The sequence below is a fragment of the Nonomuraea thailandensis genome, assembly GCF_024172165.1.
Classification (GTDB): Bacteria; Actinomycetota; Actinomycetes; order Streptosporangiales; family Streptosporangiaceae; genus Nonomuraea; species Nonomuraea thailandensis.
This window is the reverse complement of sequence record NZ_JAMZEB010000002.1, coordinates 7443601-7466558: the sequence shown is the minus strand read 5'-3', so window position 1 is coordinate 7466558 and position 22958 is coordinate 7443601. Positions and strand designations below refer to the sequence as shown.

The following is a 22958-nucleotide window of genomic DNA, read 5'->3' as shown; positions in this document are numbered from 1 at the left end:
GCCGGACTTGGAGAAGCTCACCCGGCTGATCCAGGCGGGACCTCTGTCGGTAGCCGGCTCAGAGACCTTCGAGAAACTCCTGAAGGACCTGGTTGTAGACATCAGGCCGCTCCATGTTCGGATAGTGCGCGGCCTCCTCGATCGAGACCGACCGCCCGTCGGCCACGCCGCGCACGAGCCGCTCCGCCATCCCGATGTGATCGTCGGAGTCCTCGTTCCCATGAACGGCCAGCACCGGAACACCGATCGACGCGATCCGCTCCCACGCGTCGGTCACCATCACGAGGTGGTTCGGCTCACCGGCGGAGTGTTTGGACATGGTGCTCCTGGCCATCCTCATGAGCCGGCTCACCACGATCGGATCCAGATCGCCGAGCGCGCGGCGCGGCCCTGTCCCGAGCATCGTGAACGCCTCCACCGACGCGTCCAGATCACCGGTGGCCATCGCCGCGTGCCAGGCGGCCATGGTCTTCGTGGTCCACGGATCCTCGAAGTACGGCAGGCTCGTCCCCGCCCCGGTCACGACCACGGCACTGACGAGCTCCGGATGCTCCAGCGCGGTGTCGACCGCGATCCCCGCCCCCATGGAGACCCCGACCAGAACGGCGGGCCCCGTGCCGAGGTGCCGCAGCAGGGCGGCGAGGTCGTCGGTGAGCCGGTAGGGCGCGGTGCCGTTGGCGGAGCGGCCGTGGCCTCGGGCGTCGGGGGCGATCACGCGATAGCGGGAGGCGAGGACCGGGATCTGGTCCTCCCACATGCCGTGATCCAGGAAGCCGCCGTGCAGCAGGACAAGGGGACGGCCGGTGCCGCGATCGATCCAGAACAGATCCTTCATGACAACCAAGGTGTCATATTGGCCATAGGATGACAACCTGGGTGTCATCATGGACGGATGAGAGAGACGGATCCGAGCCCGGCGGGCGGCGCGGTGACCGACCGGCTGGCCGAGGTGTTCGACCTGGTGGGGCCGCTGTACCGGCGTGCCCAGCGCAAGGTGGAGCAGGACGCGCCCATCGAGGGGCTGTCGGTGGGGGTGCGGGCCGTGCTCAACATGGTGCGCGAGAACGGCCCCATGACCGTCCCCCAGATGGGCCGGGCGCAGGCGTTGAGCCGGCAGTTCGTCCAGCGCATGACCAACGACGCGGCAGGGCTGGGGCTGGTGGAGTTCGTGCCCAATCCGGCGCACAAGCGGTCCTCGCTCGTCCGGCTGACGGGTGAGGGGGAGCGGGCCATCGGGGCGGTGATCGATCGCGAGCGGCGGGTGCTCCGCCGGATCGGCGGCGACCTGACCGAGGGCGAGATCGACGCCTGCCTGCGCGTTCTGTCGCGCTTGCTCCACCTTCTCGACGACATCGACATGGATTGAGAGCTTCACCGGCCCGCCCGGCGCCTCTGCGGGCGAGGAATTCATGGGAGGCGTGCCGCGACAAGGGCCCGGCCGGGCCGGTCGTGAATGCCGGAGAGGCGGCCGGACGATTCGTGGTCCTGGTCGTCATGGAGCTAATAGGGAGGCCCGCGCATCACCTTCGTTCCGGTTCCCGCCGACGTGCGGTCGCGTCGCATCCGGTCATTGATCAAATGCAGATCAATTTGTCCATCAACTTTATCGACAAGCATGTTCGATTGTTTTCGTGCGACTGGGCATTTCGCGGCGGAGTGCCGATATGGCGGAATGGTGGTGACGGCGACACTTCGCTTCACCAGACACTCAGAAGGGAACCTTTGTGGACGTTCTCGCTGCGGTATCCGGCAATGTCACCGCCATCGGCTACGGCCTCGCCGCAATCGGCCCGGGCATCGGCGTCGGCATCATCTTCGGCCAGGGGGTTCAGGCCATCGCGCGTCAGCCGGAAGCGTACGGGCTGATTCGCCAGAACATGCTTCTCGGTTTCGTCCTCACCGAGGCGCTGGCCCTCATCGGCCTGGTCGCGCCCTTCCTTTTCCGGATCATCACCTAGCGCCGGGCTCGTCATTCCAGTCGGGCGGTGTCACCGTTCCCGACTCCCAGTCGCGCCGCAGTATCGCGTACCCCGCCGAGTCGTACACGGTCCCGTCCGGGGCCGGCCACGCCTCGCGGTAATGCGACTCCTTGACATATCCGCACTTACGAAAGACGGCCCGCATCGGGTGGTTGTCCTGCCGCGTATTGCCCTCGATGCGCCTGATTCCGGGGAATTCCGTGAAGAGATGGGAGGTGAGCCACCTGAGCGCCGCCGTTCCCAGGCCGCGGCCGCGCCAGGCCTCGCGGATCCGGAGGTCGAACATGGGGGTGAAGTCGGTGAGCTCCTGCAGGCGTACCAGCCCGGCCCGTTCCCCGTCCGCCAGCAGCCAGAACGTGCGGTTCTCCGCGTCGTCGTAGAGGCCGGCGGCGGCCCGCTGCCTGATCGCGGGGGCCTCCTGGACGATCGCGTGGAAGGGCCAGCTCTCGCCGGTCAGGAAGTCGACCAGAGCCTCTGTCTGGTGGGGGGAGAAACGCGAGAATTCGATGTCCACGTGGCAGATCGTCCCGAGGGCCCGAATGCCCCGTCAAACGGTTTGGCGCCGCAGGGCGTCGTGGACGGGCCGGGTGGTCGTCCACGGCCGGAGATGCGCGTCTTGACATGCAGCCGCCCGGCTGCCTAAGTTACAGGCAGCCGGACGGCTGCATATTGCTGGGTGGCGGGAAGCCGGGCCTGACGGGGCCGGGAGAAGCACACCGCCCCCATGCGTGTGAGAGCGCCTTCCGGCCGGGCCGGGGTCCAAGCCCTGGCCGACCAGAAACACGACCGGAAAGATGGCCGGTAACACGGCCGGAAACGCGACCTGGAACACGCCCTGGAGGAGACCTCGATGGACGCGCCGACCTTCGTCTACACCACCTACATCCGCACCACCCCGCAGCAGCTCTGGCAGGCGCTGACCGAGCCCGCCTTCACCCGCCGCTACTGGGCCACGGAGTTCGCCACGGACTGGTCCGCCGGCTCGCCGATGACCTGGGACAACCACGGCGTGCAGATCAGCGACCCGGAGCAGGTCGTGCTGGAGGCCGACCCCTACAGCCGGCTCTCCTACACCTGGCACGCCATGACCCCGGAGCTCGCCAAGCGCTTCGGCTGGGACGAGGAGCTGCTCACCCGGCTGTCCGGCGAGGCCCGCTCGAAGGTCACCTTCACGATCGAGGAGGCCGACGCCGCGCAGGTCGTGAAGCTCACCGTCGTGCACGACGGCTTCGAGTCCGGGTCGAGCCTGGCCGAGATGGTCAGCCACGGCTGGCCGAGCGTGGTGTCCAGCCTGAAGTCGCTGCTGGAGACCGGCGAACCGCTCCCGGCCGACGCGTGACCTTCAAGATCGGGTCGCGAGGTCATCCCCGGCCGAGGAAACGTGCCGCGTGCTCGTCCGCCCACTGGGCGAACGTGCGCGCGGCACGGCCGGTCACCCGTTCGACGGTGTCGTCCACGGTCGTGGCGGAGTCGTCGGGCGCGGCGTACCAGCCGATGACGTACTCGGCGTCCGCCCGGGACACTCCCGTGGCCATCAGCCTGCCGACGGCCTGCTCGTGCGTGATCGGCTCGAAGGCGAGGTCGCGGTGGATCGCCCGGGACAGGATCGCGATCCGCTCACGCGGGGTCAGCGACTCGGGCCCGGTGAGGTTGTAGGCGCGCCCGGCATGGCCGTCGTCGAGCAGCGCGACGGCCGCCACGGCCGCGATGTCGGCCTCGTGCACGAGCGCGCTGGGATGGTCGTACGGCTCCCGGACCACGCCCTCGGCTCGGATGGACTCGGCCCAGGTCAAGGTGTTCGACATGAACTCCTGGGCCTCCAGGCGGGTCCACTCCGCCCCCGAGTCCGCCACCGCCTGCTCGACCGGGCCCACCTGGCCGCCCCACAACACGGTGATGCGCCGCACCCCCGCGGCGACCGCCCGCCGGACCAGCTCGGGCCCCGCCTCGGTGAGCCCGGCCGTCACCGTGACGTGCAACCGGCTCACACCGTCGAGGGCGCCGTCGAGTTCGTCCGGCGCCGTGTGGGTGCCGCCCACCACCTCCACCCCGGCCGGAAAACGTCCCGCCCACGCCGCCGGGTCCCGCGTCAGCGCCCGTACGTGCTCGCCGCGGCGGGCCAGCTCCGCCACCACGTGCCGGCCGGTGTTCCCGGTGGCGCCTGTCACCAGTGTCGTCACGGTCAAGCTCCTCAAGGTCGTTCTGCAGGAAGTGACTCGTCGACGACCCTAGGAGCTCAACCAAGCTTGAGGTCAACCGGCCCGCCTCCCCGCGAGCCGGGGCGGCGGGCCGATGGGAGCCGGGGTCAGCTCACGGTGACGGTGTGCAGAAGGCGGTTGAGGCCGGTCGCCGGCTCCCAGGTGCCCTCGTTGGCGAGGCGGATCGAGTACTCGGGCCGCGCCCTGAGCAGCGGGTCGGGCAGGTCGAGGAGCAGCGCGTAGGAGCCTGCGGGGATGGACGCGGGCAGGGTGACGGTCTGGGTGATCGTGCTGGTGGCTCCGGCCGCCCACTTGCGGGGGTCGGCGCCGAGCGGGAAGCGGTGCAGCGCCCCGGTCGAGGTGTTGCGGAGGACCAGCTCCAGGCCGCGCGGGTTGAACGGGGCGGCGTACCCGTCGTTCCTCAGCGTGATGGCGACCGGCAGGCCGCCGCCGCGCGAGGCGGTGCTCGGGTACGTGCCGCTCTGCAGGGCGAAGCGGTAGCCGAGGCTGCGGGTGATCTCGGCCAGGCAGCCGCCGGTGCTCCAGCTTCCCAGCACGCCGGTGTGGTAGTCGGTGTTCAGGTACGACCAGTGGAAGCGCGACAGCTCGTCCTTGGCGGTCGGGCAGTCGGAGCGCGGCGGGTTGGGGTTGCAGGTCTCCCCGCCCATGGCCACGTACGTCGTCTCCGCCTCCAGGTAGGGGTATTCGACGGCCGCGTTCTCGTAGGTGCCGTAGTCGTCCGGGCTGGCCAGGAAGCAGTCGTTGTGGTGCCCGAGCCGCGCCACGGCCGAGCCGCCGTACGCCTGGCCGGAGGTGACCGGCGTGGTGGTGTACATCGTGCGCTTGAACTTGGGCGTGCGAAGCTGCACCATCCGCGTCGAGGGCAGCACGCTGAGCAGCTTGTCCACGACGGCCTTGCGGTTGGCCCAGTCGGCGGGCGTGACCGTGCCGGCGTTGCCGAAGTTCTGGGTGTAGTACCACTCGCCCCACGCCCCGATGAACCCGGCCTGCATGAGGTAGATGACGTCCTTGTTCGCGTTCAGGTACGGCCTGAGCTGGTCGAGGTGAGCCAGCACGCGGTCCTTGGCGGCGTCGGCGCCGTCCGTGGAGGTGGTGTAGGCGAAGCGCAGGACCGTCTTCAGCCCCGCCGCGCGCACGGTGTCGAGCTGCTGCTGCAACTGGTCGAGCGCGGCCTGGCTGATCGCGCCGGTCGTGAACTCGGCCAGGTAGAACACGCACATCACCAGCGAGATGTGCTGCCCGGTGCGGTAGCTCTGCAGGGTGGCGAGGGAGAAGTCGTTCTTGTCGCAGTCGCCGGTGTGGTGGTAGAGGCCGCGCTCGGGGTTGGCGAAGTCGGCGGTCGTGGGCGTGTACGTGACCGAGCCGCCCCCTCCGCCGCCACCGGAGTAAACGTGCGTGTACTTGGCGGAGGTCTCCAGCGGGGACTCGACCTGGAAGACGAGGTCGGCGTCGTTCGGCGTGGCGCTCTCGCCGAGGTCCGCCCGCGACACCGTCCACCTGGCCGTCCCGCCCGAGGCCGTGTACGTCACCGGGCCCACGAGCGTCCAGCTCCAGCCGCCGCCGTTGTGCCGGTACAGAGAGGCGTTCTCGAGCAAGAAGTCGGCGCCCAGGCCACCCTGGGCGAAGCCGGTCGCGGTGCTGCGGTCGGTGTCGACGTAGGTGCGGGCGTAGGCGGGGCTGCCGGTGAACGTGAACTGGTACGTCACGGTGGTGGCCGTGTTCGTGGCCGACTGGCCGGTGATGGCGGCCAGGGCCGCCGAGGGCGCGACGAGGACGGACGCGCAGAGGAAGGCGAGGAGGGTGAGGCTGCGTACGAGCTTGCGCATGGGGCTCCTAGGCAAGGCCGGCGGGGGATGTCGGACTTGCGACTAATCATGGAGTCCATGCAAATTAAGTCAAGAGGTTGCAGGCAAATCCAGCAGCAGAAGGGCGGCTCTGCCGAGCGATAATGAGGGACTCCTCAGTAATCGTGACCAGGGCGAAAAGGTCGCGCGGGAAGAAGTCCGGCATCGCACGGCAAGAACGGGCCCTCCGCTCCGACCACCTCCCGGACGGGGCGCCCGGCCTGGGCGTCCCCCGGATCGAGGAGGAGATGTGTCGCAGTTGTTGAGGGTGCACTGCTTCAACGTGTCGCAGGACGGGTTCGGCGCCGGTGAGGGGCAGAGCCTGGAACGGCCCTTCGGTCACGCGGACCCCGCCCCGCTCTGGTCCTGGGCGGGCGCCACCGCGAGCTGGGTGAACCGCACCGACCCGGGCGGCACGCGCGGCCTGGACGACTACCTGACGCGCGAGCACACCCACGGCATCGGAGCCGAGATCATGGGGCGCAACAAGTTCGGCCCTCAGCGCGGCCCGTGGGAGAACCACGAGTGGCAGGGGTGGTGGGGCGACACCCCGCCGTTCCGCACGCCGGTCTTCGTGCTCACCCACCACGTACGCCCGTCCTTCACCCTGGCCGACACCACCTTCCACTTCCTCGACGCGACCCCGGCCGAGGCGCTGGCGCGGGCGAAGGAGGCCGCCGGGGGGCTGGACGTGCGGCTCGGCGGCGGAGTCGCCACGATCCGCCAGTTCGTCGAGGCCGACCTGGTCGACACGATGCACATCGCCGTCGCGCCCGTCGAGCTCGGCCGGGGCGAGCGGCTGTGGGAGAGCCACACCGACCTGCTCGACCGCTTCCACCTGGACACCGTGCCGAGCCCCAGCGGGATCACCCACCTGCTGTTCTGGAGGCGATGACCGGCACGCGTCAGGGCCTGTGCGGCTCGTCCTCGGCCGCCATCAGCCGCACGACGTGACCGTTCCCGCCGACGATCACCGCTCCGGGCGCCGCCTGCGCCGTCCACGGCCCCGGAGCGGTGGACGGCACGAGCATCCGGTCGTACGGCCCCCGCTCCGGGCAGCCGCGCGCGCAGTCGCCCATGACGAGGTGCGGGCGGACCCCGGCGGCGATCAGGTTGCGGCGGGCCGCCTCCGCCACCCCGGAGTCCTCCTCGACGGACGTCACGCGCCCCGACTCGCCCGTCAGCCGGCACAGCAGCGCCGTGACCCACCCGCTGCCCGTCCCCACCTCCAGCACCCGCTGGCCGGCGCGGAGGTCGAGCAGCTCCAGCGCGTCGACGACGGCGCTGGGCGAGGGGTTGACGCAGGTGTAGGAGGCGCCGCCCGCGGCCAGCGGCGTGGCGATCGGCCGGTCGGAGTAGACGGCGTCCCACCACGCGGTCGGGTCGATGTCGCGATCGATCGGCGCGGCCCCGCCGTCGTCGTCGAGCACCAGGCCGAGAGAGGGGACGAACCAGTGGCGCGGCACCTTCCGCAGCGCCTGCGCGATCACGCCGGTGGCGGGCGAGCGCCGCTCGGCGATGCCGGCGATCATGGCCTCGACTCGCCAGGCGAGGTGGGGAAGCATTGTCGAGCCTCGCTGGGGTCCGCCGTCGTTCCTGCTCACAGCGCCTCCTTCGGCTGGCGAATGCTAAGGGTGACCGTACGGTCACCGGCCGCGGTGTGGCAAGGCCGTCCAGGAAACTCGCGGACCGATCCCCTCGGCCGTCCGCGGAGGGCGCTCCGCGATCACACGGGGCGCCTGCCCGACGGCGGGCGGTGGCGCTTGGCGGCGCGGGCGTGCGCGTCACGCAGGATCGCCTGGGCGCGCCCGGCGTCCCCGGGGTTCAGGATGGAGACCCACGACTGGGTGGCGTACAGCGGATGCGGGATCACCTGGTCGAGGGCCGCGTAGTCGACGCCGTCATGGTGCGCGGCGTGCGCGGCGGGCGGATATCCGACGAGCCGCTCGAACTCGACCCGGCCGACCGCCACGTTCAGCCGGAAGACCCCCGGCCGGTCGAGGCCGGAGGCGGTGTCGAAGCCCGCGTAGTCCTTGGTCACGATCGTCGCGTACGGCAGGCGGCCGTCGGCCGGGACGGCGTCCAAACCGTCCGGCTCGTAGAAGAAGAACGAGTCTCCCCATGCCACCTCCGGCGACCCGTCGCCGGGCCCTGCGGTGAACACGACGGTCCCTGGCAGACCGCTCACGAACGTGATGATGTCGTCCTCTGTCACGTCGAGGCTCCTTTCGCTCCCCTCAATCGTCTCACCGCACTACCCAGTGAGACTTCGAACGCGGTCTCTCGGGAAATCAGCCGGAAAAGTCTCAAAGCACGTTCGGGCCGGGCAAGCTGGAGGGCATGTCTGAGACACCTCTGCCCGGCGGCTTCGTCAACGCCGTCGTCCGCGTCGGAGACACCGTCCGCCGCGTCCCCGGCGAGCGGGCCGCGTACGTGCACGAGCTGCTGCGCCTGTTCGAGCGGCACGGCTGGGCGGGCGCGCCGCGCTTCGTCGGCCTCGACGAGCGGGGCCGCGAGATCCTCGGCTTCGTCGACGGCCACGTGGCGTGGGAGGAGGACCAGCCGGACGGCGTCACGTCGGACGAGAGCCTGGCGCGGGTGGCGGGGCTCGTCCGCGAGTTCCACGACCTCACGGCGGGCACGCCGCCGGCCGGGGACGGCGAGGTCGTCTGCCACAACGACCTGTCACCCAAGAACACCGTCTACCGGGACGGCGGCGCGGGGCTGCGGCCCGTGGCCTTCATCGACTGGGACCTCGCCGGGCCCGGCAGGCGGATCCACGACGTGGCGCATGTCTGCTGGCAGTACGCCGGCCTGGCGCCGGGCGCGCGGCCGCAGGAGGCGGCGCGGCGGGTGCGGGTGATCTGCGACGGCTACGGGCTGGCGGATCGCGGCGAGGTGGTGGACGCCGTGCTGTGGTGGCAGAACCGCTGCCGGCGCGGCATCGAGGCGGACGCCCGGGCCGGGCTGCCGCACGCGGTCAGGCTGCGCGCGGACGGCGTCGTGGAGCAGGTCGGGGCCGCCCACGACTGGGTCGCGGAGCACCGCGGCGTGCTGGAACGGGCCCTGTGAGCCGACGACAGGGCTGACCGTGCGCGACCGGCCTGACCCGGTGTCACCGGCCTGCCCCAGTGTCACCGGCCTGCCCCAGTGTCACCGGCCTGCCCCAGTGTGACGGGGCTGACCCGGTGCGGCCGGGCTAGCCGAGCGCGGCCGGGCTGGGCTCCTCCAGCGGCACGTAGTCGTGGCGCATGCCGTGATCGCCCAGCCACTGCCGCAGCCCCGCCACGGCCGCGGGGTTGGCCGCCACCTGGGCCGCGTACTCCGACAGGGCCACCTCCTCGCCGTCGTCGAACAGCAGCCGGGCCGGCCCGGACCACGACAGGGTCCACCTGGCCTCGCCGAGCTGGATCAGCACCGCCTCCAGCGCCTGCCCCAGCACCCCGGCCAGCAGCGTGGGGGACGGGTTCCAGCCCTGCTCCAGCAGCTTGGCCTCCAGCTTGGCCTGCCGCCCCCGCGCGATGGCCTCGAACGCCGCGTCCAGGTACGGCCGCGACGCCCCCATCACCTGCTGCCCGGCGATGGCCAGGTCGCGTACGGCGTCGGCGTTGCGGCCCGCGTACATGCCCTGCGAGACCAGCTCCTCCCACGACACCGCCCGCAGCGTCGACAGGGCCTCCTGGCTCCACATGGACTGCTCCACCGCCTGCACCGCCACGTTGGCGTCCGCCAGCAGCGTCAGGGCCGAGCGCGGATCCGGCACGTGCTGCGGCTCGGGCAGGCGATCGACGGCGGCCAGGCGCTCGGCCAGGCTCGGGTGCGAGTCGTACGGGGAGACCTCCTCGGGCTGCTCGCCCAGCTTGGCGATCTCGGCCTGCCGGTCGGGGTCGCTCATGAGGGAGTGGAAGCCGCCGAACACGGACGCGGGCCGGGCGCCTCCCGCGCCGGTGAGCGACAGGTAGTTGCTGACGTACAGGTCCCAGCCGGTCGCGGTGGCGTGGATCTTGCGCAGCGCGCCGGCCATCGCCTGCCGGCCGCCGATGGCGACGGCCAGCTGGTCGGCCTCCAGCTCCTGACGGCGCGAGACGGCCTGCGAGACGCGCAGGTAGAGCTTGGCGTACCAGGTGAACAGGCGCTGGACGAACGGGTGGTTGTGCAGGCCCTGCACGGTGGCGATGAGCGAGACCCGGCCCCGGTAGACGGGTGCGCCCAGGCGGGTGTGCGCGCCGCTGTAGTGGCCGAGCTCGTGCCCGAGCACCGCGCGCATCTCGTCCACGGTGAGCGTCTGCAGCAGCGGCAGCCCGATGAACATGCGCCGCCGCGTGGCCCGCAGGCCGAGGAGGCGGGTGTCCTCGGACACGGCCGCGTTCACCTCCGCGACCAGGCGGATCTCGTCCGGCGGCGCGGTGCGTACGCGCTGTGAGAGCTCCTCGACCGTCTGCCACAGCACCGGCTCGTGTTCGCGCCCGACCGGCACCCCCGGCTGCTCGCCGCCGCGGCGGCGGCTGACCATGATCAGCGCGCGGAGCAGCGCGCCCGCCGCCAGGGTGAGCACGACCGCGAACTTGATCGTGTTGGCGTGGAAGTCGACGACGAGCATGACGTCGATGAGGACGGCGGCCGCCAGGATGAGGCCGACCAGCACGTAGAAGCCGGCGAGCAGGGTAAAGGCCAGCACTGCTCGGAACGCTGTCGTCATGGAGGAGGGCTCCCGGGGAAGGGTTTCTCGCGAGGCTTGACACTAGCGGAGACGGGAAACTGGATAAAATCACTTCACTGATGCCGTACTACGACGAGCATGACCAGGAGCGTTGGGTTCCGGAACTTCCCGGCAATCCGGAACGCGCCGCGTTCGAGCGTGACCGGGCCCGGGTGCTGCACAGCGCCGCACTGCGCAGGCTGGCGGCCAAGACGCAGGTGGTGGGCCCGGGAGAGACGCTCGGCGGGGGCCAGCACATCCCGCGCACCCGCCTGACCCACTCCCTCGAATGCGCCCAGGTCGGCAGGGAGATGGGCGCCACCCTCGGCGTGGACCCCGACCTGGTGGAGACCGCCTGCCTGGCCCACGACCTGGGGCATCCGCCGTTCGGGCACAACGGCGAGGTGGCGCTCAACGCGCTGTCGGCCTCGTGCGGCGGCTTCGAGGGCAACGCGCAGAGCCTGCGCCTGCTCACCCGGCTGGAGGCCAAGGTCCTCACCGAGGACGGCCGCAGCGCCGGGCTCAACCTGACGCGGGCCGCGCTCGACGCCTCCATCAAGTACCCGTGGACGTGCGACAAGGGCGCCAAGTTCGGCGTGTACGACGACGACCTGCCGGTGTTCGAGTGGATCAGGCAGGGCGCGCCGGAGGGCCGCGTGAGCTTCGAGGCGCAGATCATGGACTGGGCCGACGACGTCGCCTACTCCGTGCACGACCTGGAGGACGCCCTGCACTCCGGCCACGTCACCCCCGAGGCGCTCCAGTCGCCGGCCGAGCGCGCCCAGGTGTGCCGGATCACCCGCACCTGGTACGCCCCCGGCGCCGACCTCGGCGAGCTGGAGGAGGTCTTCGCCAAGCTGATCGCCGACCCGCTCTGGCCGCGCCGCTTCGAGGCCACCATGGCCGACCTGGCCGGGTTGAAGGCGCTCACCAGCGGCCTCATCGGCCGGTTCTGCCGCTCCGCCCAGGCCGCCACCAAGGAGGTGCACGGCTCGCGCCACCGCGCCGACCTGGTCGTGCCGCACGCCACCAGGCTGGAGTGCGCGCTGCTCAAGGGCGTCACCGCGCACTACGTGATGACCACCGCCGACCACCACGCCAACCAGGCCAGGCAGCGCGACCTCATCACCGAGCTGGCCTCCCTGATCACGCTCGGCGCGCCCGGCACGCTGGAGCCCGCCTTCCGCCCCGCGTTCCTGGAGGCCGCGAACGACGCCGCCCGCGTCCGCGTGGTGATCGACCAGATCGCCTCGCTCACCGACACGTCGGCGGTCGCCTGGCACCGCAGGCTCTCCCGCTGACCGAGAACCCGGCCATGGGGTTGATCAAGAGTTCGTCAACGAGCCAGGTCGCCTGGCACAACCGGCTTTCCCGATGACCTCGGTGGGCGCATACTGCGCCCATGGCCACATATGTGATCGTCGGAGCCGGGCTCGCCGGCGCGAAGGCAGCACAGACGCTGCGCGAGGAGGGTTTCGACGGCGAGATCGTGCTGATCGGCGCGGAGATTGAACGGCCCTACGAGAGACCGCCCCTGTCCAAGGGATACCTCCAGGGCAACAGCGAACGGCAGGAGATCTTCGTCCACGAACCCGGCTGGTACGCCGACAACGACGTGGATCTGCGGCTCGGCATCAGGGTCACCCGCATCGAGACGGCCCATCACCTGATCAGGCTCGGCGACGGGTCGCGGCAGCCGTACGACAAGTTGCTCATCGCGACCGGCGCCGTGCCCAGACGCCTGCCGGGACCCGCCCACTACCTGCGCACGGTGGAGGACAGCGAGGCGCTCAGGCGCCGCTTCGCCGAAGGGGCGGACGTGCTGATCGTCGGCGCCTCCTGGATCGGCCTGGAGACGGCGGCGGCGGCGCGCACGGCCGGCTGCCAGGTCACCGTCGTCGAGCCCGAGCCCACCGCGCTCAACCGGGCGCTCGGCCAGGAGCTCGGCGAGCTGTTCGCCCGCCTGCACGCGAGCAAGGGCGTGGACCTGCGCTTCGGCACGGCCGCCGCGGAGATCACCGAGACCGGCGTGCGCCTGAGCTCAGGCGAGCGGCTGGCCGCCGACCTCGTCGTGGTCGGCATCGGCGCCGCACCCGAGGTGGGGCTCGCCCGGGACGCGGGCCTCGACGTCGGCCAGGGCATCCTCACCGACGCCTCCCTGCGCACCTCGCACCCCGACGTGTACGCGGCGGGCGACGTGGCGGAGTTCTTCCACCCCCTGTACGGCCGCCGCATCCGCGTCGAGCACTGGGCCAACGCCCTGCACGGAGGCCCGGTCGCCGCCAGGTCGATGCTCGGCCAGGAGGTCGTCCACGACATGCTGCCGTACTTCTACACCGACCAGTACGAGCTCGGCATGGAGTTCTCCGGCGACATCGAGGGCCACGACGAGATCGTCTACCGGGGCGACCCGGAGAGCATGGAGTTCATCACCTACTGGCTGCGCGAGCGCCGCGTGATCGCCGGCATGAACGTCAACGTCTGGGACGTCGTGGACGACATCCAGGAGCTCATCAAGTCCGGCGTCACCGTCCATCCAAAGGAGCTGTCGTCGGGTTGAGCGTGATGACCTCGTCGTCATCGTCGCTGTTGCCGTTGGTGCTCTTCTGGGGCCGCGGGGTCTTGCTCGCCTGCGGCTCCTGTGGCTGCTGCCGGGCCCCCGAGCACTGCACGGCGCACTGTGGCGTCTCGCCCAGCTTCCCGCGCAGCTTCAGCGTCTCCTCACGGGGCGACAGCGTACGGTTGCCCTCCTGCCAGGCGTCGAGGTAGTCCCACGGCTCGACCATGCCCCTGCGGACCCACCAGAAGGCCGGGCCGGTCTTCCACGAGATCGCGAAGTAGAGGTTCGGCCCGGCGTCGCGGGCGTTGCCCGTGCGGCCCACCCGGCCGAGGAGCTGGCCGCCCTTGACCCGCGCGCCCGGCTTGATCCCGTCGGCCACGGAGTCGAGGTGCCCGCCGAGGTAGCGCACGCCGTCGTCACCGATGATCGTGACGAACCTGCCCTCGCGGGTGGACCCCGCGTCGGTGCCCGGCGACCACCGGTCCTGCACGTTCACCTCGTCCACCACCCCGCCGACGGGCGCCACGAACGCGCAGCCCTGCGGGGCCCAGATCGTCGTCTTGGGCAGCACGAGCAGCTTGCGCTGGTACTCCGTCTTACAACCCTTCACGGGGAAGGTGTAGGTGTACTTCGACAGCTTCGGCGGCGGCACCTTGACCGGCTCGGCGCCCTCGGGCGGCTGCTCGGCCGCCAGATGGTCCGGGGTGGGGATCGTGGCCGTCACCGCCGGGGTGCCCGTCACAGGGGCGGTGGAGGGCGACGTGGCGCCGACGCCCGCCAGCCCGGGCGCCTGGGTGCAGGCACCGGTCAACAGCACAGCGCCCGTGACGGCCGCCCATCGTCCGACAAGCCCCGATCGCATGATCTCCACCCGTGTCACCGTTTCCACCGACAACCTTTACCTTTGTAGCCGACCCGGAGACCCCGCAGTACCTGTTTCCCCCTTTAGCAGCCGGGAGGTAACCCTGGCCTTCCTCCCCGCCATACCGGTCCGGGACACTCTCGCGGCGCAGAACCGTCGGTGGGGCGGAATAGACTTCCCGGCGTGGCTGGCCGGATCCGTGACGTCGACATCGCGCTCGTACGCGAGCGTTCCCCCATCGCCGATGTGATCGGCGAGCACATCCAGTTGCGTAACGCGGGAGGCGGCAACCTCAAGGGTCTCTGCCCCTTCCACGACGAGAAGAGCCCCTCGTTCAACGTCACGCCCGAGCGCGGGATGTACTTCTGCTTCGGCTGCTCCGAGGGCGGCGACGTGATCACGTTCGTCGAGAAGATCGAGCACCTGTCGTTCAGCGAGGCCGTCGAGCGGCTGGCGCAGCGGGCCGGCATCCAGCTCCAGTACGAGCAGGGCGGCTACGTCCCCCGCCGCGACCACGGCGAGCGGGCCAGGCTGATCGAGGCGCACCGGGCGGCGGCCGAGTTCTACGCGGGCAAGCTCATGGTGCCCGACGCGGCGACCGCCCGGCGGTTCCTGTCGGAGCGCGGGTTCGAGCGGGCCGACGCCGAGACGTTCGGGGTCGGCTACGCGCCGGCCGAGTGGGAGGCGCTGAGCCGCCACCTCATGGCGCGCGGCTTCACCGCCGAGGAGCTGGTGAAGGGCGGGCTGGCCAAGGAGGGCCGGCGGGGGCCGATCGACCGGTTCCGCGGGCGGCTGATCTGGCCGATCCGGGACGCGACGGGTGATGTGATCGGATTTGGCGCCCGGAAGCTGCTTGATTCCGATGAAGGTCCGAAATATCTGAATACACCTGACACGCCGCTTTACAAGAAGAGCCAGGTGCTCTACGGGATCGACCTCGCCAAACGCGAGATCTCCAAGCGCGCGCAGGCCGTGATCGTCGAGGGATACACCGATGTGATGGCCTGCCATCTGGCCGGCGTGCCGACCGCGGTGGCCACCTGCGGCACCTCGTTCGGCGAGGAGCACATCAAGATCCTGCGCCGGTTCCTGCTCGACCAGGCCGAATTCCGCGGTGAGGTGATCTTCACCTTCGACGGCGACGCGGCCGGGCAGAAGGCGGCGCTGCGGGCGTTCGCCGACGAGCAGAAGTTCGTCACGCAGACCTACGTCGCGGTGCAGGGCGACGGGCTCGACCCGTGCGACCTGCGGATCAAGCAGGGCGACGCCGCCGTGCGCGACCTGATCGCCAGCCGCGAGCCGCTGTTCCAGTTCGCGATCAGGAGCACGATCTCCCGCTACGACCTGCGCAGCAACGAAGGCAAGATCGCCGCGCTCGACGCCGCGGCGCCGATCGTGGCCGGCATCAAGGACGCCGGCCTGCGCAAACGCTACGCCATCGACCTCGACCGGTGGCTGGGCTTCATGGACGAGCGGTTCGTCATGCAGCGCATCGCCGAGGTGGGCGGCGCGCAGCAGGGCCGGCAGCAGCGCGCGCCCAAGGCGGCTCCGGTCGACCCGAGCCTGCGCGTGGAGCGCGAGCTGCTCAAGCTGGCCGTGCAGCGTCCCGCCCTGCTGGGGCCGCGCTTCGACGCGCTCGACCCGCAGGCGTTCACCGCGCCCGACCACGTGCTGCTGCACAAGGTCATCGTCGCCGCGGGGGGCCTGGCCCAGGCGGGGGCCGGCGGGCGGGAGTGGGTGGACCGCCTGGTGCAGCACGCCCACGAGGAGGGCGCCCGGGCGCTGGTGACCCGCTTCGCGGTGGAGGCGATCCAGGTCGACGCGCACGCCGAGGAGCGATACGCCGGCGACATCCTGACCGCCGCCGAGGCCATGCCGCTCGACCGGGCGATCGCGCAGGTCAAGTCGCGGATCCAGCGGCTCAACCCGGTGGAGCAGCAGCAGGAGTACAACAAGCTGTTCGGGGAGCTGGTGGCGCTGGAGCAGCAGCGCCGGGTGCTGCGCACCCGCGTCGCGGGCGGCAGTTGAACGCCGGCGATTTCGGTAATTGACGAAGAACGGAATGTCGGCCATAAGCCCTGCATAAAGCCGGGATCGACCGGCCGTCACGCAGCGTGATCAGCTCGGGGGCGGGCGGGGAGGCGGCGGACGGGCGCCAGGGGCAAGATCGCAAAGGCCGGAGGGTTGTGCGGACCCCCGTGCCCGCGGGCCCCGACGAGCCGATGATCACTCTCGGTCGGTAACGGTTCGGCAGCGATCGCAAGCGGCAAACCAGGGTGGTTGACCAGGAAATTTGGTGCGGTCCACGATGCGACAAAGTGGGCGGACAAGGACTTCCAGGCAGCGAAAGAGGTGCGCCCGGCCCTTCGGCGTCGCCGGGCGCGTGAATCCTGATCGCGTAATTGGCTTTACTATCCTGATCAAACTTGGGCTAAACATTTTCGCGATCTCAATTCGGCAAACACGATCGTCTTACCTTCGGTGACAAAAATGGGTCTGCCATTTGATGGAACCAATACTGCAGACTGTCTCCCGTGGGTGCATCGGTGCTGCCAAGTGGACCGCCATCCGTAGATCAGGTGGCGGACCTCGTCGCGAAGGGAAGGGAGCGCGGGAGCGTAACCGTCGATGACGTCGCAGCCGCGCTTGACCGATCCGAGTTGCCGTCCGACGCGCTGGAACGCGTCGTACGGATGCTCGCCGAGAACGGCGTGGAGGTCCTCGAGCCCCAGGGCGACGAGGAATCCACCCGCGCCGATGAGGAAGACGTAGGCAAGCGGGCGCCGACCAGCGATCTCGTCCGTATCTATCTGCGGGAGATCGGCCGCGTGCCCTTGCTGACCGCTGAGGAGGAGGTGGAGCTCGCCAAGTCGATCGAAGCCGGCCTGTTCGCCGAGGACAAGCTGGGAAACGGAGTCTCGCGTCTGGCCTTCCCGGAGTTCAGGGAGCTCGTCTGGCAGGGCACCCGGGCCAAACAGCGGCTCATCGAAGCCAACCTCAGGCTCGTGGTGTCGATCGCCAAGCGGTACGTGGGCCGCGGCATGCTGTTCCTGGACCTGATCCAGGAGGGCAACCTCGGGCTCATCCGGGCAGTCGAGAAGTTCGACTACACGAAGGGCTACAAGTTCTCCACCTACGCGACCTGGTGGATCAGGCAGGCGATCACCCGGGCCATCGCCGACCAGGCGCGGACGATCCGCATCCCGGTTCACATGGTGGAGACCATCAACAAGCTCGTCAGGGTCCAGCGCCAGCTCCACCAGGACCTCGGCCGCGAGCCGATCCCCGAGGAGATCGCCAAGGAGATGGACCTCCCGGTCGATCGCGTGGTGGAGATCCAGCGCATCGCCCAGGAGCCCGTGTCGCTGCAGTCGCCGATCGGTGAGGAGGACTCCGACCTCGGAGACTTCATCGAGGACGCCGACGCTGTCGTGCCCATGGAGGCCGCCGCCTTCATCATGCTGCAGGACCAGCTCGACGACATCCTCGCCACGCTGTCCGACCGCGAGCAGCGCATCATCCAGCTCCGCTTCGGCCTGGCCGACGGGCATCCGCGCACGCTGGAGGAGGTGGGCAGGGAGTTCGGCGTCACGCGTGAGCGCATTCGCCAGATCGAGTCGAAGACGCTGGCCAAGCTCCGCCACCCGACGCGCGCGCAGATGTTGCGGGACTACCTGGACTGACCGCGCATGAGGGGACGGCCCCGCCGGGGCCGTCCCCTTCGCGCGTTCAGGAGCAGCCCTCGAACTGCGGCACCGCGACGACGGCCCGCCGCAGCCACGACTCCCCGAACCACTTGCGCAGCAGCTTCTGCGCGGTCCCGTCCTGGTACATCTGCGTGATGGCCCGGTTCACCGCCTCGCAGCCGGGCACGTCGCCCCTGGCCAGGCCGACCCCCGTACGCTGCTCGTTGAACAGCGCGTTGGCCAGCCGCAGCCCCGACCCGTCACGCGCGGCCAGCCCCGCCAGGATGACGTCGTTCGTGGTGACCGCGTCCACCTGCCCGCTCTTCAGCGCCGCCAGGCACCGGCTGTAGTCGGGGAACGGCACCACCTGCGCCTTCACCCCGCGCTCCTCCACCACCCGCTGGGCCGCGTTCGAGCCCTGCACCTCGCAGATCCGGCGGCCCTCCAGGTCGCGCACGTTCGCGATCTTCTCCTCGGGCCGGATCAGGATGTCCTGGTAGGAGATGTGGTACGGCCCCGCGAACAGCACCCTGCGCTTGCGGTCCTGGTCGATCGTGAACGTGGCCACCACCAGGTCGGCCCGCCCGTCGGTGAGCACCTTCTCCCGGTCGGCGGCCAGCACGCCGAGGAAGGTGACGTCCTTGCCCAGCTTGCCCGCCAGGTAACGCGCCACGTCGACGTCGAAGCCCTCGAACGTGCCGTCACCCTTGCGGAAGCCGACCGACGGCAGGTCGGAGCGCACCCCGATGACCAGCTCGTCCTGGTCCAGGATCGACTCCTGAGCGCCGATCCCGCAGCCCGAGACCGCCACCGCGGCCAGGGCCAGCACGATCGCCGGCAGCCGCTTCGCCCTCAGCACCCGCTTCACCGGTACTCCCTCAGTCGTGGCCACACGCCGGCGACCATCAGCACGCCGATCGCGCCGATGGCGAACGGCAGCAGCCGCCACAGGTTGTCCAGCGCGCCCTCGCCGCTCCTGATCGAGCGCTCGAACACCTTCTGGTGCGTGCCCGCCAGCTGCGTCAGCGCCCGGTCGTAGGCGTCGAACGCCGTCATGACCGGCCCCAGCCGCTCGGCGACAGCGTCGTTGGTCCTGCCGCCCGCGACGAGGTCGCGGAAGGCCCTGTCGGACGCCTGGAACGTCCGGTACGCGCCGGCCACCTCCTCGCCCTGCCTGCCGACGAGCTCGGGCCCCAGCAGGCCGAGGTAGCCGGTCGAGTGGCCGGCCACCGCGCGCTGGTAGGCGCTCAGGTTGCCCGCCTCGGTGTACATGACCGCCAGCGACCGGTCCAGGTAGGTGTGCTCGTAGGTGTCGGCGCGCTCCTTGTCCAGCAGGTAGCGGCTCTGGTCGCCCTGCATGCTGTTGCTGATCGCCCGCGCCTTGGCCAGCGTCAGCACCGAGTCGAACCCGGCCGACTTGGCCGTGCGCAGGTCCTCCTCGTCCTGGGCCAGCGCGTTCGTGCCGAAGAGCAGCGCCGCCGCGGTCGTCACCGTCGCGACCAGCAGCGCGGGCCCGAAGACCCGGCGGAAGCGCCGTGCCAGGAACACCTGCAGCCACAGCAGGCAGCCCAGCGCCACCAGCCCGGCCAGCACGACCGCCACGCGCACCAGCGGCGCCACGACGGTCTGCGAGTCGTAGGTGGCGCGCACGATCGTGCCGCTCTCCAGCGTCAGGTTGTAGGCCTGCGGCAGCAGCACCATGCGCATCAGGTCGGTGGCCTCGCGGTAGGTCCGCACCACCTCCTCGGGCGGCGGGCCCGGCGCGTGCCTGGACTGCTCGTTCAGCAGCAGCGCCCGCCCGGCCAGCCGCTCGTAGCGGCCGAGCCCGTCGAGCACCGACTGCACGGTGTTGCGCTCGGCCGCGTTGTCGCCCGACAGCTCGAACGCCTGCAGCAGCGTCCGGTTGGCCTCGGCCCGCTGCCTGTCGTACCTGGCCAGCGCGTCCTGGCGCTGCTCGGCGTACGCGTCGCCCATCACCAGCACGTTGGCGACCTGCGCGTCCATGTCGCTCAGCGCCAGGTACAGCCCGGCGGTGGCGACCACCTGCGGGCCCGCGTCGCGGCCGATGACCCGCAGCCCCTCGCGGGCGCTGGAGGTGCCGACCGCGAGCGCGGCGAACAGCAGCGCCAGCGAGGCGACCGTGACGCCCGAGATGATCCGGATCCTGCCGGGCACGCCGCGCCGGGCCGGGACCTGGGAGACCGGCACGAGAGGGGCCGGCGCGGGCCGCACCATGGTCACGGCGTGCCCTCCCTGATCGTGATGACCGTCCACGCGCCCAGGTGGATGCGGTCGCCCGCGCCGACCCTGACGGGCACGTTCACCTTCAGCGCCTTGCCGTTGACCTGGGTGCCGTTCGACGAGCCCGGGTCCACCAGCATCCAGGTGCCGTCCGGCTGGGCCAGCAGCACGGCGTGCAGGTGCGAGACGCCCGGGTCCTCGGGCGGGCCGGTCAGGTCGATCTCCGGCTGCAGGTTCCTGGCGCGGCTGCGCCGGCCGATGCGCACCTGCTCGCCGTGCAGCGCGAACGACCTCTCCGGGCAGTACGGCGGGAACGCCATCGCGGCGGCGTCGGGGCCGCCCTCGGCGATCACCTTCTCGTAGTAGGTGCGGTCGGCGGCGGTCACGGCCTCCCACCGCGCCCCGCCCTGGGCCCCCGCCAGGGCCCCCGGCACGGAGACGTGGACGGGAGCGCCGCTGCCGCTGTAGTCGTGGCCGCACACCTCGCAGAACTGCCCGGCGCGCGGCGTCTGGCAGACCGGGCACGCCTCGGCCGGCTGGGACGGCCCGGGCGACTGCGAGGGGGGAGCCGGTTGCGGGGCCAGCTGGGTGCCGCAGATGTCGCAATAATCGTCGGCGCCCGACTGGTGCCCCTGCGGGCAGGTCGCCATCAGCTTCCTTCCTTGCGCAGCCGGCTCGTCCGCTGGGAGCCGGCGTCCAGCTCGATCTCGTCGGCCTTGTCCACGTTCCTGCGCAGCCGCGCCGTGCCCGTGGCCGGATCCACCTCCACCACCTTCTCCAGCAGCCTGGCCGTGTCCTCCCGGCCCGACTCCTCGGCGAGCTGCCGGGCCTTGGCCAGGCGGGCGGTGGCGGCCTCGACGTCGCCCATGGCGCGCAGGCCGAGCCCGTCCTGGATCAGCTCGTGCAGCTCGGCCTGCCCCGTGTAGTGGGCGACCTTCCTGTTGATGCGGGTGGACTGGGCCAGGTCGTCGGTCCACTGGGCCAGCACGTTGCCGCTGGCCATGACGTCCTGCGTGTCGGGGCGGACCAGCTTGACCCAGCCGGCCCTGATCTCCTGCCCGATCTGGCCGGGCGGCACCTCGACGCAGATGTGGTACTCGCGCTCCTCCGTGCCCCACGAACCGGTCGGGTAGTCGCCGGTCAGCGGGTTGACGTCGGTGCGCTTGCCGGTCAGGTCGAGCAGCGTGGGGGAGACCTGCTTGACGAACTTCAGCCGCGCCGTCTGCGGCACCCACACCCGCAGCGACAGCTCGGCCACGGTCTTGCTCATCGAGGTCTGCGTGAGCCGGCGGAAGAACTCCGGCAGATCGCCCTGGTTGCGTACGAACTCGAACGTGCCGAGCATCGCCTCGGCCACCTTGCGCAGCTCGGCGGGCACCCAGTCGTCGCCGACGCCCAGGCTGTCGCAGACGAACTTGCCGCTCCAGCCGGCCAGCACGGAGGCGAACACCTCCGGGCGCTCGTTGTTCTGCCCGTCGGTCATGAGGATGGCGTGCCTGATCGCCGAGGGATGCTGGGTCAGCAGGTGGCCGGCCAGCTTGAGCCACTCGCCGATCGCGGTGCCGCCGTGGGCGCTCAGCCGGTTGATCGCCCGCTCGGCCTCGGCCCTGGTCGCGGGGGTGGCCCTGACCAGGTTCGCGTTGCCGCCCGGATACACGACCGTGGCCCGCTCCGTCCCCGCCACCACCGCGAAGTGCACGCCGTCGCGCAGCGTCCGCACGGCCGTGGCCGCGGCCTGCCGGGCCTCGCGGATCTTGCTGCCGCTCATCGAGCCCGACGTGTCAATGATGATCACCTCGGCCGCCTCGGCGGGCACGGCCTCGGCGGTCGCCTCCCCGGTCGAGCCGATGGTGAGGATGGCGTGCACCTCACGGCCGTCAAGGGGGAGGTACTTGTTCTGGTCGATGTTCAGCGTGAAAGCGGGCTGGTCACCCATGCGCTTCTCCTAGAGGGATCAAGGCGATCGTCACGTTGTCCTGGCCGCCGGAGGCCAGCGCGTGGCGCAGCATCTCGCGGGCCATCTCCAGCGGGGTCCCCGTCGTGGGGAAGTCATAGCCGTCCAGGTAGCGCCACAGGCCGTCGCTGCAGATCAGGAGCAGCCCCGGCGTTCCCGGGGGAAGCGTGCGGACGTGCGGGCCCGCGTCCTCGGCGTCGGCGCCGAGCCACGCGGTGATCTCGCCGGTCTCCACGGCGTCGTCCTCGGTCAGCGGCGTGCCGGCGGGCAGCAGGTACGCCCGCGAGTCGCCGGCCCAGCCGAGCGTGACCCCGCCGTCCGGCCGCACCACGGCGGCGAGGTAGGTGCAGGCGGGGGCGTCGTCCAGCGAGGTCGCCAGCTTGGTCACGGCGCGGCCGGCCAGCTCGAACGCCTCCTCGTGCGACAGGCCCCTGGCCAGGGCCGACGAGGCCGTCTCGACCGCCGCCGCCGAGGCCTCGTCGGCCCTGGGCGAGCTGCCGACGCCGTCGCAGACCACGGTCACGATCGTGCCGCCCGCCTCCAGCAGGGCCACCGCGTCCTCGTTACGGCTGCGCCGCAGCCCCCTGTCGGTCAGCGCCACCGCCCCGACGCCGGGGCCGCTCGCACCGCCCGGACCACCCGGACCGTCGGGACCGCCGGGACCGCCTGCGCCGCTGCCCGCACTGCCGGTGGGGCCGCCGCCGAGCACGATCTCGGCGTGGTCCCTGCCGGTCGGCTGGCGGGCGCCGCACCGCTCGCAGTACCCCTCCGTGTCCACGGCCGCCGCCCCGCAGGACGCGCAGGCCGGCGCGCCCAGGGCGTGGCCGCACGCCTCGCAGTAGGTGTCGCCCGCCAGCACGGGCGCCTCGCACACCGGGCACGCGCCCGCACTCCCGGTCACGCCCCGCCCTCCG

Annotated in this window: 22 protein-coding genes; 9 read left to right on the top strand and 13 right to left on the bottom strand. The window is 71.1% G+C overall.

What is annotated here, in order from left to right; all coding sequences use genetic code 11:
* Window positions 1-58 precede the first annotated feature (58 nt).
* The gene (locus HD597_RS38005) at window positions 59-835 is read right to left on the bottom strand and encodes an alpha/beta fold hydrolase (RefSeq protein WP_253748777.1); all 777 of its coding nucleotides are present in this window, start codon (window positions 833-835) and stop codon (window positions 59-61) included.
* 57 nt (window positions 836-892) lie between these two features.
* On the opposite strand from HD597_RS38005, the gene HD597_RS38000 reads away from it, so the two are divergent.
* The gene (locus tag HD597_RS38000) at window positions 893-1366 is read left to right on the top strand and encodes a MarR family winged helix-turn-helix transcriptional regulator (protein WP_253748775.1); all 474 of its coding nucleotides are present in this window, start codon (window positions 893-895) and stop codon (window positions 1364-1366) included.
* Window positions 1367-1724: 358 nt separating this feature from the next.
* The gene (gene atpE / locus HD597_RS37995) at window positions 1725-1958 is read left to right on the top strand and encodes an ATP synthase F0 subunit C (RefSeq protein ID WP_253748773.1); all 234 of its coding nucleotides are present in this window, start codon (window positions 1725-1727) and stop codon (window positions 1956-1958) included.
* Here the strand turns inward: atpE and HD597_RS37990 are convergent.
* On the bottom strand, window positions 1951-2493 hold the full coding sequence (locus tag HD597_RS37990; protein ID WP_253748771.1) for a GNAT family N-acetyltransferase: 543 nt from the start codon (window positions 2491-2493) through the stop codon (window positions 1951-1953). The two genes, atpE and HD597_RS37990, sit on opposite strands and share 8 nt — an antisense overlap.
* A 336-nt stretch (window positions 2494-2829) precedes the next feature.
* Here HD597_RS37990 and HD597_RS37985 point away from each other — a divergent pair, with 336 nt between their 5' ends.
* On the top strand, window positions 2830-3318 hold the full coding sequence (locus HD597_RS37985) for an SRPBCC family protein (RefSeq protein WP_253748769.1): 489 nt from the start codon (window positions 2830-2832) through the stop codon (window positions 3316-3318).
* A gap of 22 nt (window positions 3319-3340) precedes the next feature.
* Here the strand turns inward: HD597_RS37985 and HD597_RS37980 are convergent, their stop codons facing one another.
* Window positions 3341-4159, bottom strand: a complete 819-nt coding sequence (locus tag HD597_RS37980; protein ID WP_253748767.1) for an NmrA family NAD(P)-binding protein — start codon at window positions 4157-4159, stop codon at window positions 3341-3343.
* A 125-nt stretch (window positions 4160-4284) separates the two neighbouring features.
* On the bottom strand, window positions 4285-6024 hold the full coding sequence (locus HD597_RS37975) for a DUF4832 domain-containing protein (RefSeq protein WP_253748765.1): 1740 nt from the start codon (window positions 6022-6024) through the stop codon (window positions 4285-4287).
* A 268-nt stretch (window positions 6025-6292) separates the two neighbouring features.
* Between HD597_RS37975 and HD597_RS37970 the strand changes: the two genes are divergently transcribed.
* Window positions 6293-6937, top strand: coding sequence for a dihydrofolate reductase family protein (locus HD597_RS37970; RefSeq protein ID WP_253748764.1), 645 nt, complete (start codon window positions 6293-6295; stop codon window positions 6935-6937).
* 10 nt (window positions 6938-6947) lie between these two features.
* On the opposite strand, the gene HD597_RS37965 is transcribed toward HD597_RS37970, so the two are convergent.
* Window positions 6948-7646 carry a protein-L-isoaspartate O-methyltransferase family protein gene (locus HD597_RS37965; protein WP_253748762.1) on the bottom strand — a complete coding sequence of 233 codons (699 nt, stop codon included), beginning with the start codon at window positions 7644-7646 and terminating at the stop codon, window positions 6948-6950.
* Window positions 7647-7768: 122 nt separating this feature from the next.
* Complete coding sequence (locus tag HD597_RS37960) at window positions 7769-8257, bottom strand: DUF6194 family protein (protein ID WP_253748760.1); 489 nt, start codon at window positions 8255-8257, stop codon at window positions 7769-7771.
* A gap of 125 nt (window positions 8258-8382) precedes the next feature.
* On the opposite strand from HD597_RS37960, the gene HD597_RS37955 reads away from it, so the two are divergent.
* A complete protein-coding gene (locus HD597_RS37955) occupies window positions 8383-9114 on the top strand; it encodes a phosphotransferase (protein ID WP_253748758.1) in 732 nt (243 codons plus the stop codon).
* A 127-nt stretch (window positions 9115-9241) separates the two neighbouring features.
* On the opposite strand, the gene HD597_RS37950 is transcribed toward HD597_RS37955, so the two are convergent.
* Window positions 9242-10741 carry a M48 family metallopeptidase gene (locus HD597_RS37950; RefSeq protein ID WP_253748756.1) on the bottom strand — a complete coding sequence of 500 codons (1500 nt, stop codon included), beginning with the start codon at window positions 10739-10741 and terminating at the stop codon, window positions 9242-9244.
* An 80-nt stretch (window positions 10742-10821) separates the two neighbouring features.
* Between HD597_RS37950 and HD597_RS37945 the strand changes: the two genes are divergently transcribed.
* Window positions 10822-12042 carry a deoxyguanosinetriphosphate triphosphohydrolase gene (locus tag HD597_RS37945; RefSeq protein WP_253748754.1) on the top strand — a complete coding sequence of 407 codons (1221 nt, stop codon included), beginning with the start codon at window positions 10822-10824 and terminating at the stop codon, window positions 12040-12042.
* 101 nt (window positions 12043-12143) lie between these two features.
* Window positions 12144-13301 (top strand): NAD(P)/FAD-dependent oxidoreductase, encoded by a 1158-nt coding sequence (locus tag HD597_RS37940; RefSeq protein WP_253748752.1) that lies wholly within the window; start codon window positions 12144-12146, stop codon window positions 13299-13301.
* Here the strand turns inward: HD597_RS37940 and HD597_RS37935 are convergent.
* Window positions 13267-14118, bottom strand: coding sequence for a M23 family metallopeptidase (locus HD597_RS37935; RefSeq protein ID WP_253748750.1), 852 nt, complete (start codon window positions 14116-14118; stop codon window positions 13267-13269). The genes HD597_RS37940 and HD597_RS37935 overlap by 35 nt on opposite strands.
* 228 nt (window positions 14119-14346) lie before the next feature.
* On the opposite strand from HD597_RS37935, the gene dnaG reads away from it, so the two are divergent.
* Window positions 14347-16191, top strand: a complete 1845-nt coding sequence (dnaG, locus tag HD597_RS37930; RefSeq protein ID WP_253748748.1) for a DNA primase — start codon at window positions 14347-14349, stop codon at window positions 16189-16191.
* 551 nt (window positions 16192-16742) lie between these two features.
* Complete coding sequence (gene rpoD / locus HD597_RS37925; protein WP_372513451.1) at window positions 16743-17846, top strand: RNA polymerase sigma factor RpoD; 1104 nt, start codon at window positions 16743-16745, stop codon at window positions 17844-17846.
* A gap of 46 nt (window positions 17847-17892) precedes the next feature.
* Here the strand turns inward: rpoD and HD597_RS37920 are convergent, their stop codons facing one another.
* Genes HD597_RS37920 through HD597_RS37900 form a run of 5 tightly spaced genes read right to left on the bottom strand, consistent with a single transcriptional unit; the run spans window position 17893 to window position 22945 of the window.
* The gene (locus tag HD597_RS37920; protein WP_253748746.1) at window positions 17893-18717 is read right to left on the bottom strand and encodes a glutamate ABC transporter substrate-binding protein; all 825 of its coding nucleotides are present in this window, start codon (window positions 18715-18717) and stop codon (window positions 17893-17895) included.
* Window positions 18714-20084: a GlnX family signal transduction membrane protein gene (locus HD597_RS37915; protein ID WP_372513639.1), complete on the bottom strand. Its 1371-nt coding sequence runs from the start codon at window positions 20082-20084 to the stop codon at window positions 18714-18716. The genes HD597_RS37920 and HD597_RS37915 overlap by 4 nt, the downstream gene beginning before the upstream one ends.
* Window positions 20085-20086: 2 nt before the next feature.
* Window positions 20087-20740 (bottom strand): FHA domain-containing protein, encoded by a 654-nt coding sequence (locus HD597_RS37910; protein WP_253748742.1) that lies wholly within the window; start codon window positions 20738-20740, stop codon window positions 20087-20089.
* The gene (locus HD597_RS37905; protein WP_253748740.1) at window positions 20740-22026 is read right to left on the bottom strand and encodes a vWA domain-containing protein; all 1287 of its coding nucleotides are present in this window, start codon (window positions 22024-22026) and stop codon (window positions 20740-20742) included. Before HD597_RS37905 ends, HD597_RS37910 begins: the two co-directional genes overlap by 1 nt.
* On the bottom strand, window positions 22019-22945 hold the full coding sequence (locus HD597_RS37900; RefSeq protein WP_253748738.1) for a PP2C family protein-serine/threonine phosphatase: 927 nt from the start codon (window positions 22943-22945) through the stop codon (window positions 22019-22021). Before HD597_RS37900 ends, HD597_RS37905 begins: the two co-directional genes overlap by 8 nt.
* Window positions 22946-22958 lie beyond the last annotated feature (13 nt).

Excerpts from the sequence above, each read along its gene's own strand:
- HD597_RS37985 (WP_253748769.1), top strand. The coding sequence starts at position 2,830 with ATGGACGCGCCGACCTTCGTCTACACCACCTACATCCGCACCACCCCG.
- HD597_RS37945 (WP_253748754.1), top strand. The coding sequence starts at position 10,822 with ATGCCGTACTACGACGAGCATGACCAGGAGCGTTGGGTTCCGGAACTT.
- HD597_RS37915 (WP_372513639.1), bottom strand. The coding sequence starts at position 20,084 with ATGGTGCGGCCCGCGCCGGCCCCTCTCGTGCCGGTCTCCCAGGTCCCG.
- HD597_RS38000 (WP_253748775.1), top strand. The coding sequence starts at position 893 with ATGAGAGAGACGGATCCGAGCCCGGCGGGCGGCGCGGTGACCGACCGG.
- HD597_RS37910 (WP_253748742.1), bottom strand. The coding sequence starts at position 20,740 with ATGGCGACCTGCCCGCAGGGGCACCAGTCGGGCGCCGACGATTATTGC.
- HD597_RS37955 (WP_253748758.1), top strand. The coding sequence starts at position 8,383 with ATGTCTGAGACACCTCTGCCCGGCGGCTTCGTCAACGCCGTCGTCCGC.
- HD597_RS37950 (WP_253748756.1), bottom strand. The coding sequence starts at position 10,741 with ATGACGACAGCGTTCCGAGCAGTGCTGGCCTTTACCCTGCTCGCCGGC.
- HD597_RS37975 (WP_253748765.1), bottom strand. The coding sequence starts at position 6,024 with ATGCGCAAGCTCGTACGCAGCCTCACCCTCCTCGCCTTCCTCTGCGCG.
- HD597_RS38005 (WP_253748777.1), bottom strand. The coding sequence starts at position 835 with ATGAAGGATCTGTTCTGGATCGATCGCGGCACCGGCCGTCCCCTTGTC.
- HD597_RS37940 (WP_253748752.1), top strand. The coding sequence starts at position 12,144 with ATGGCCACATATGTGATCGTCGGAGCCGGGCTCGCCGGCGCGAAGGCA.
- HD597_RS37905 (WP_253748740.1), bottom strand. The coding sequence starts at position 22,026 with ATGGGTGACCAGCCCGCTTTCACGCTGAACATCGACCAGAACAAGTAC.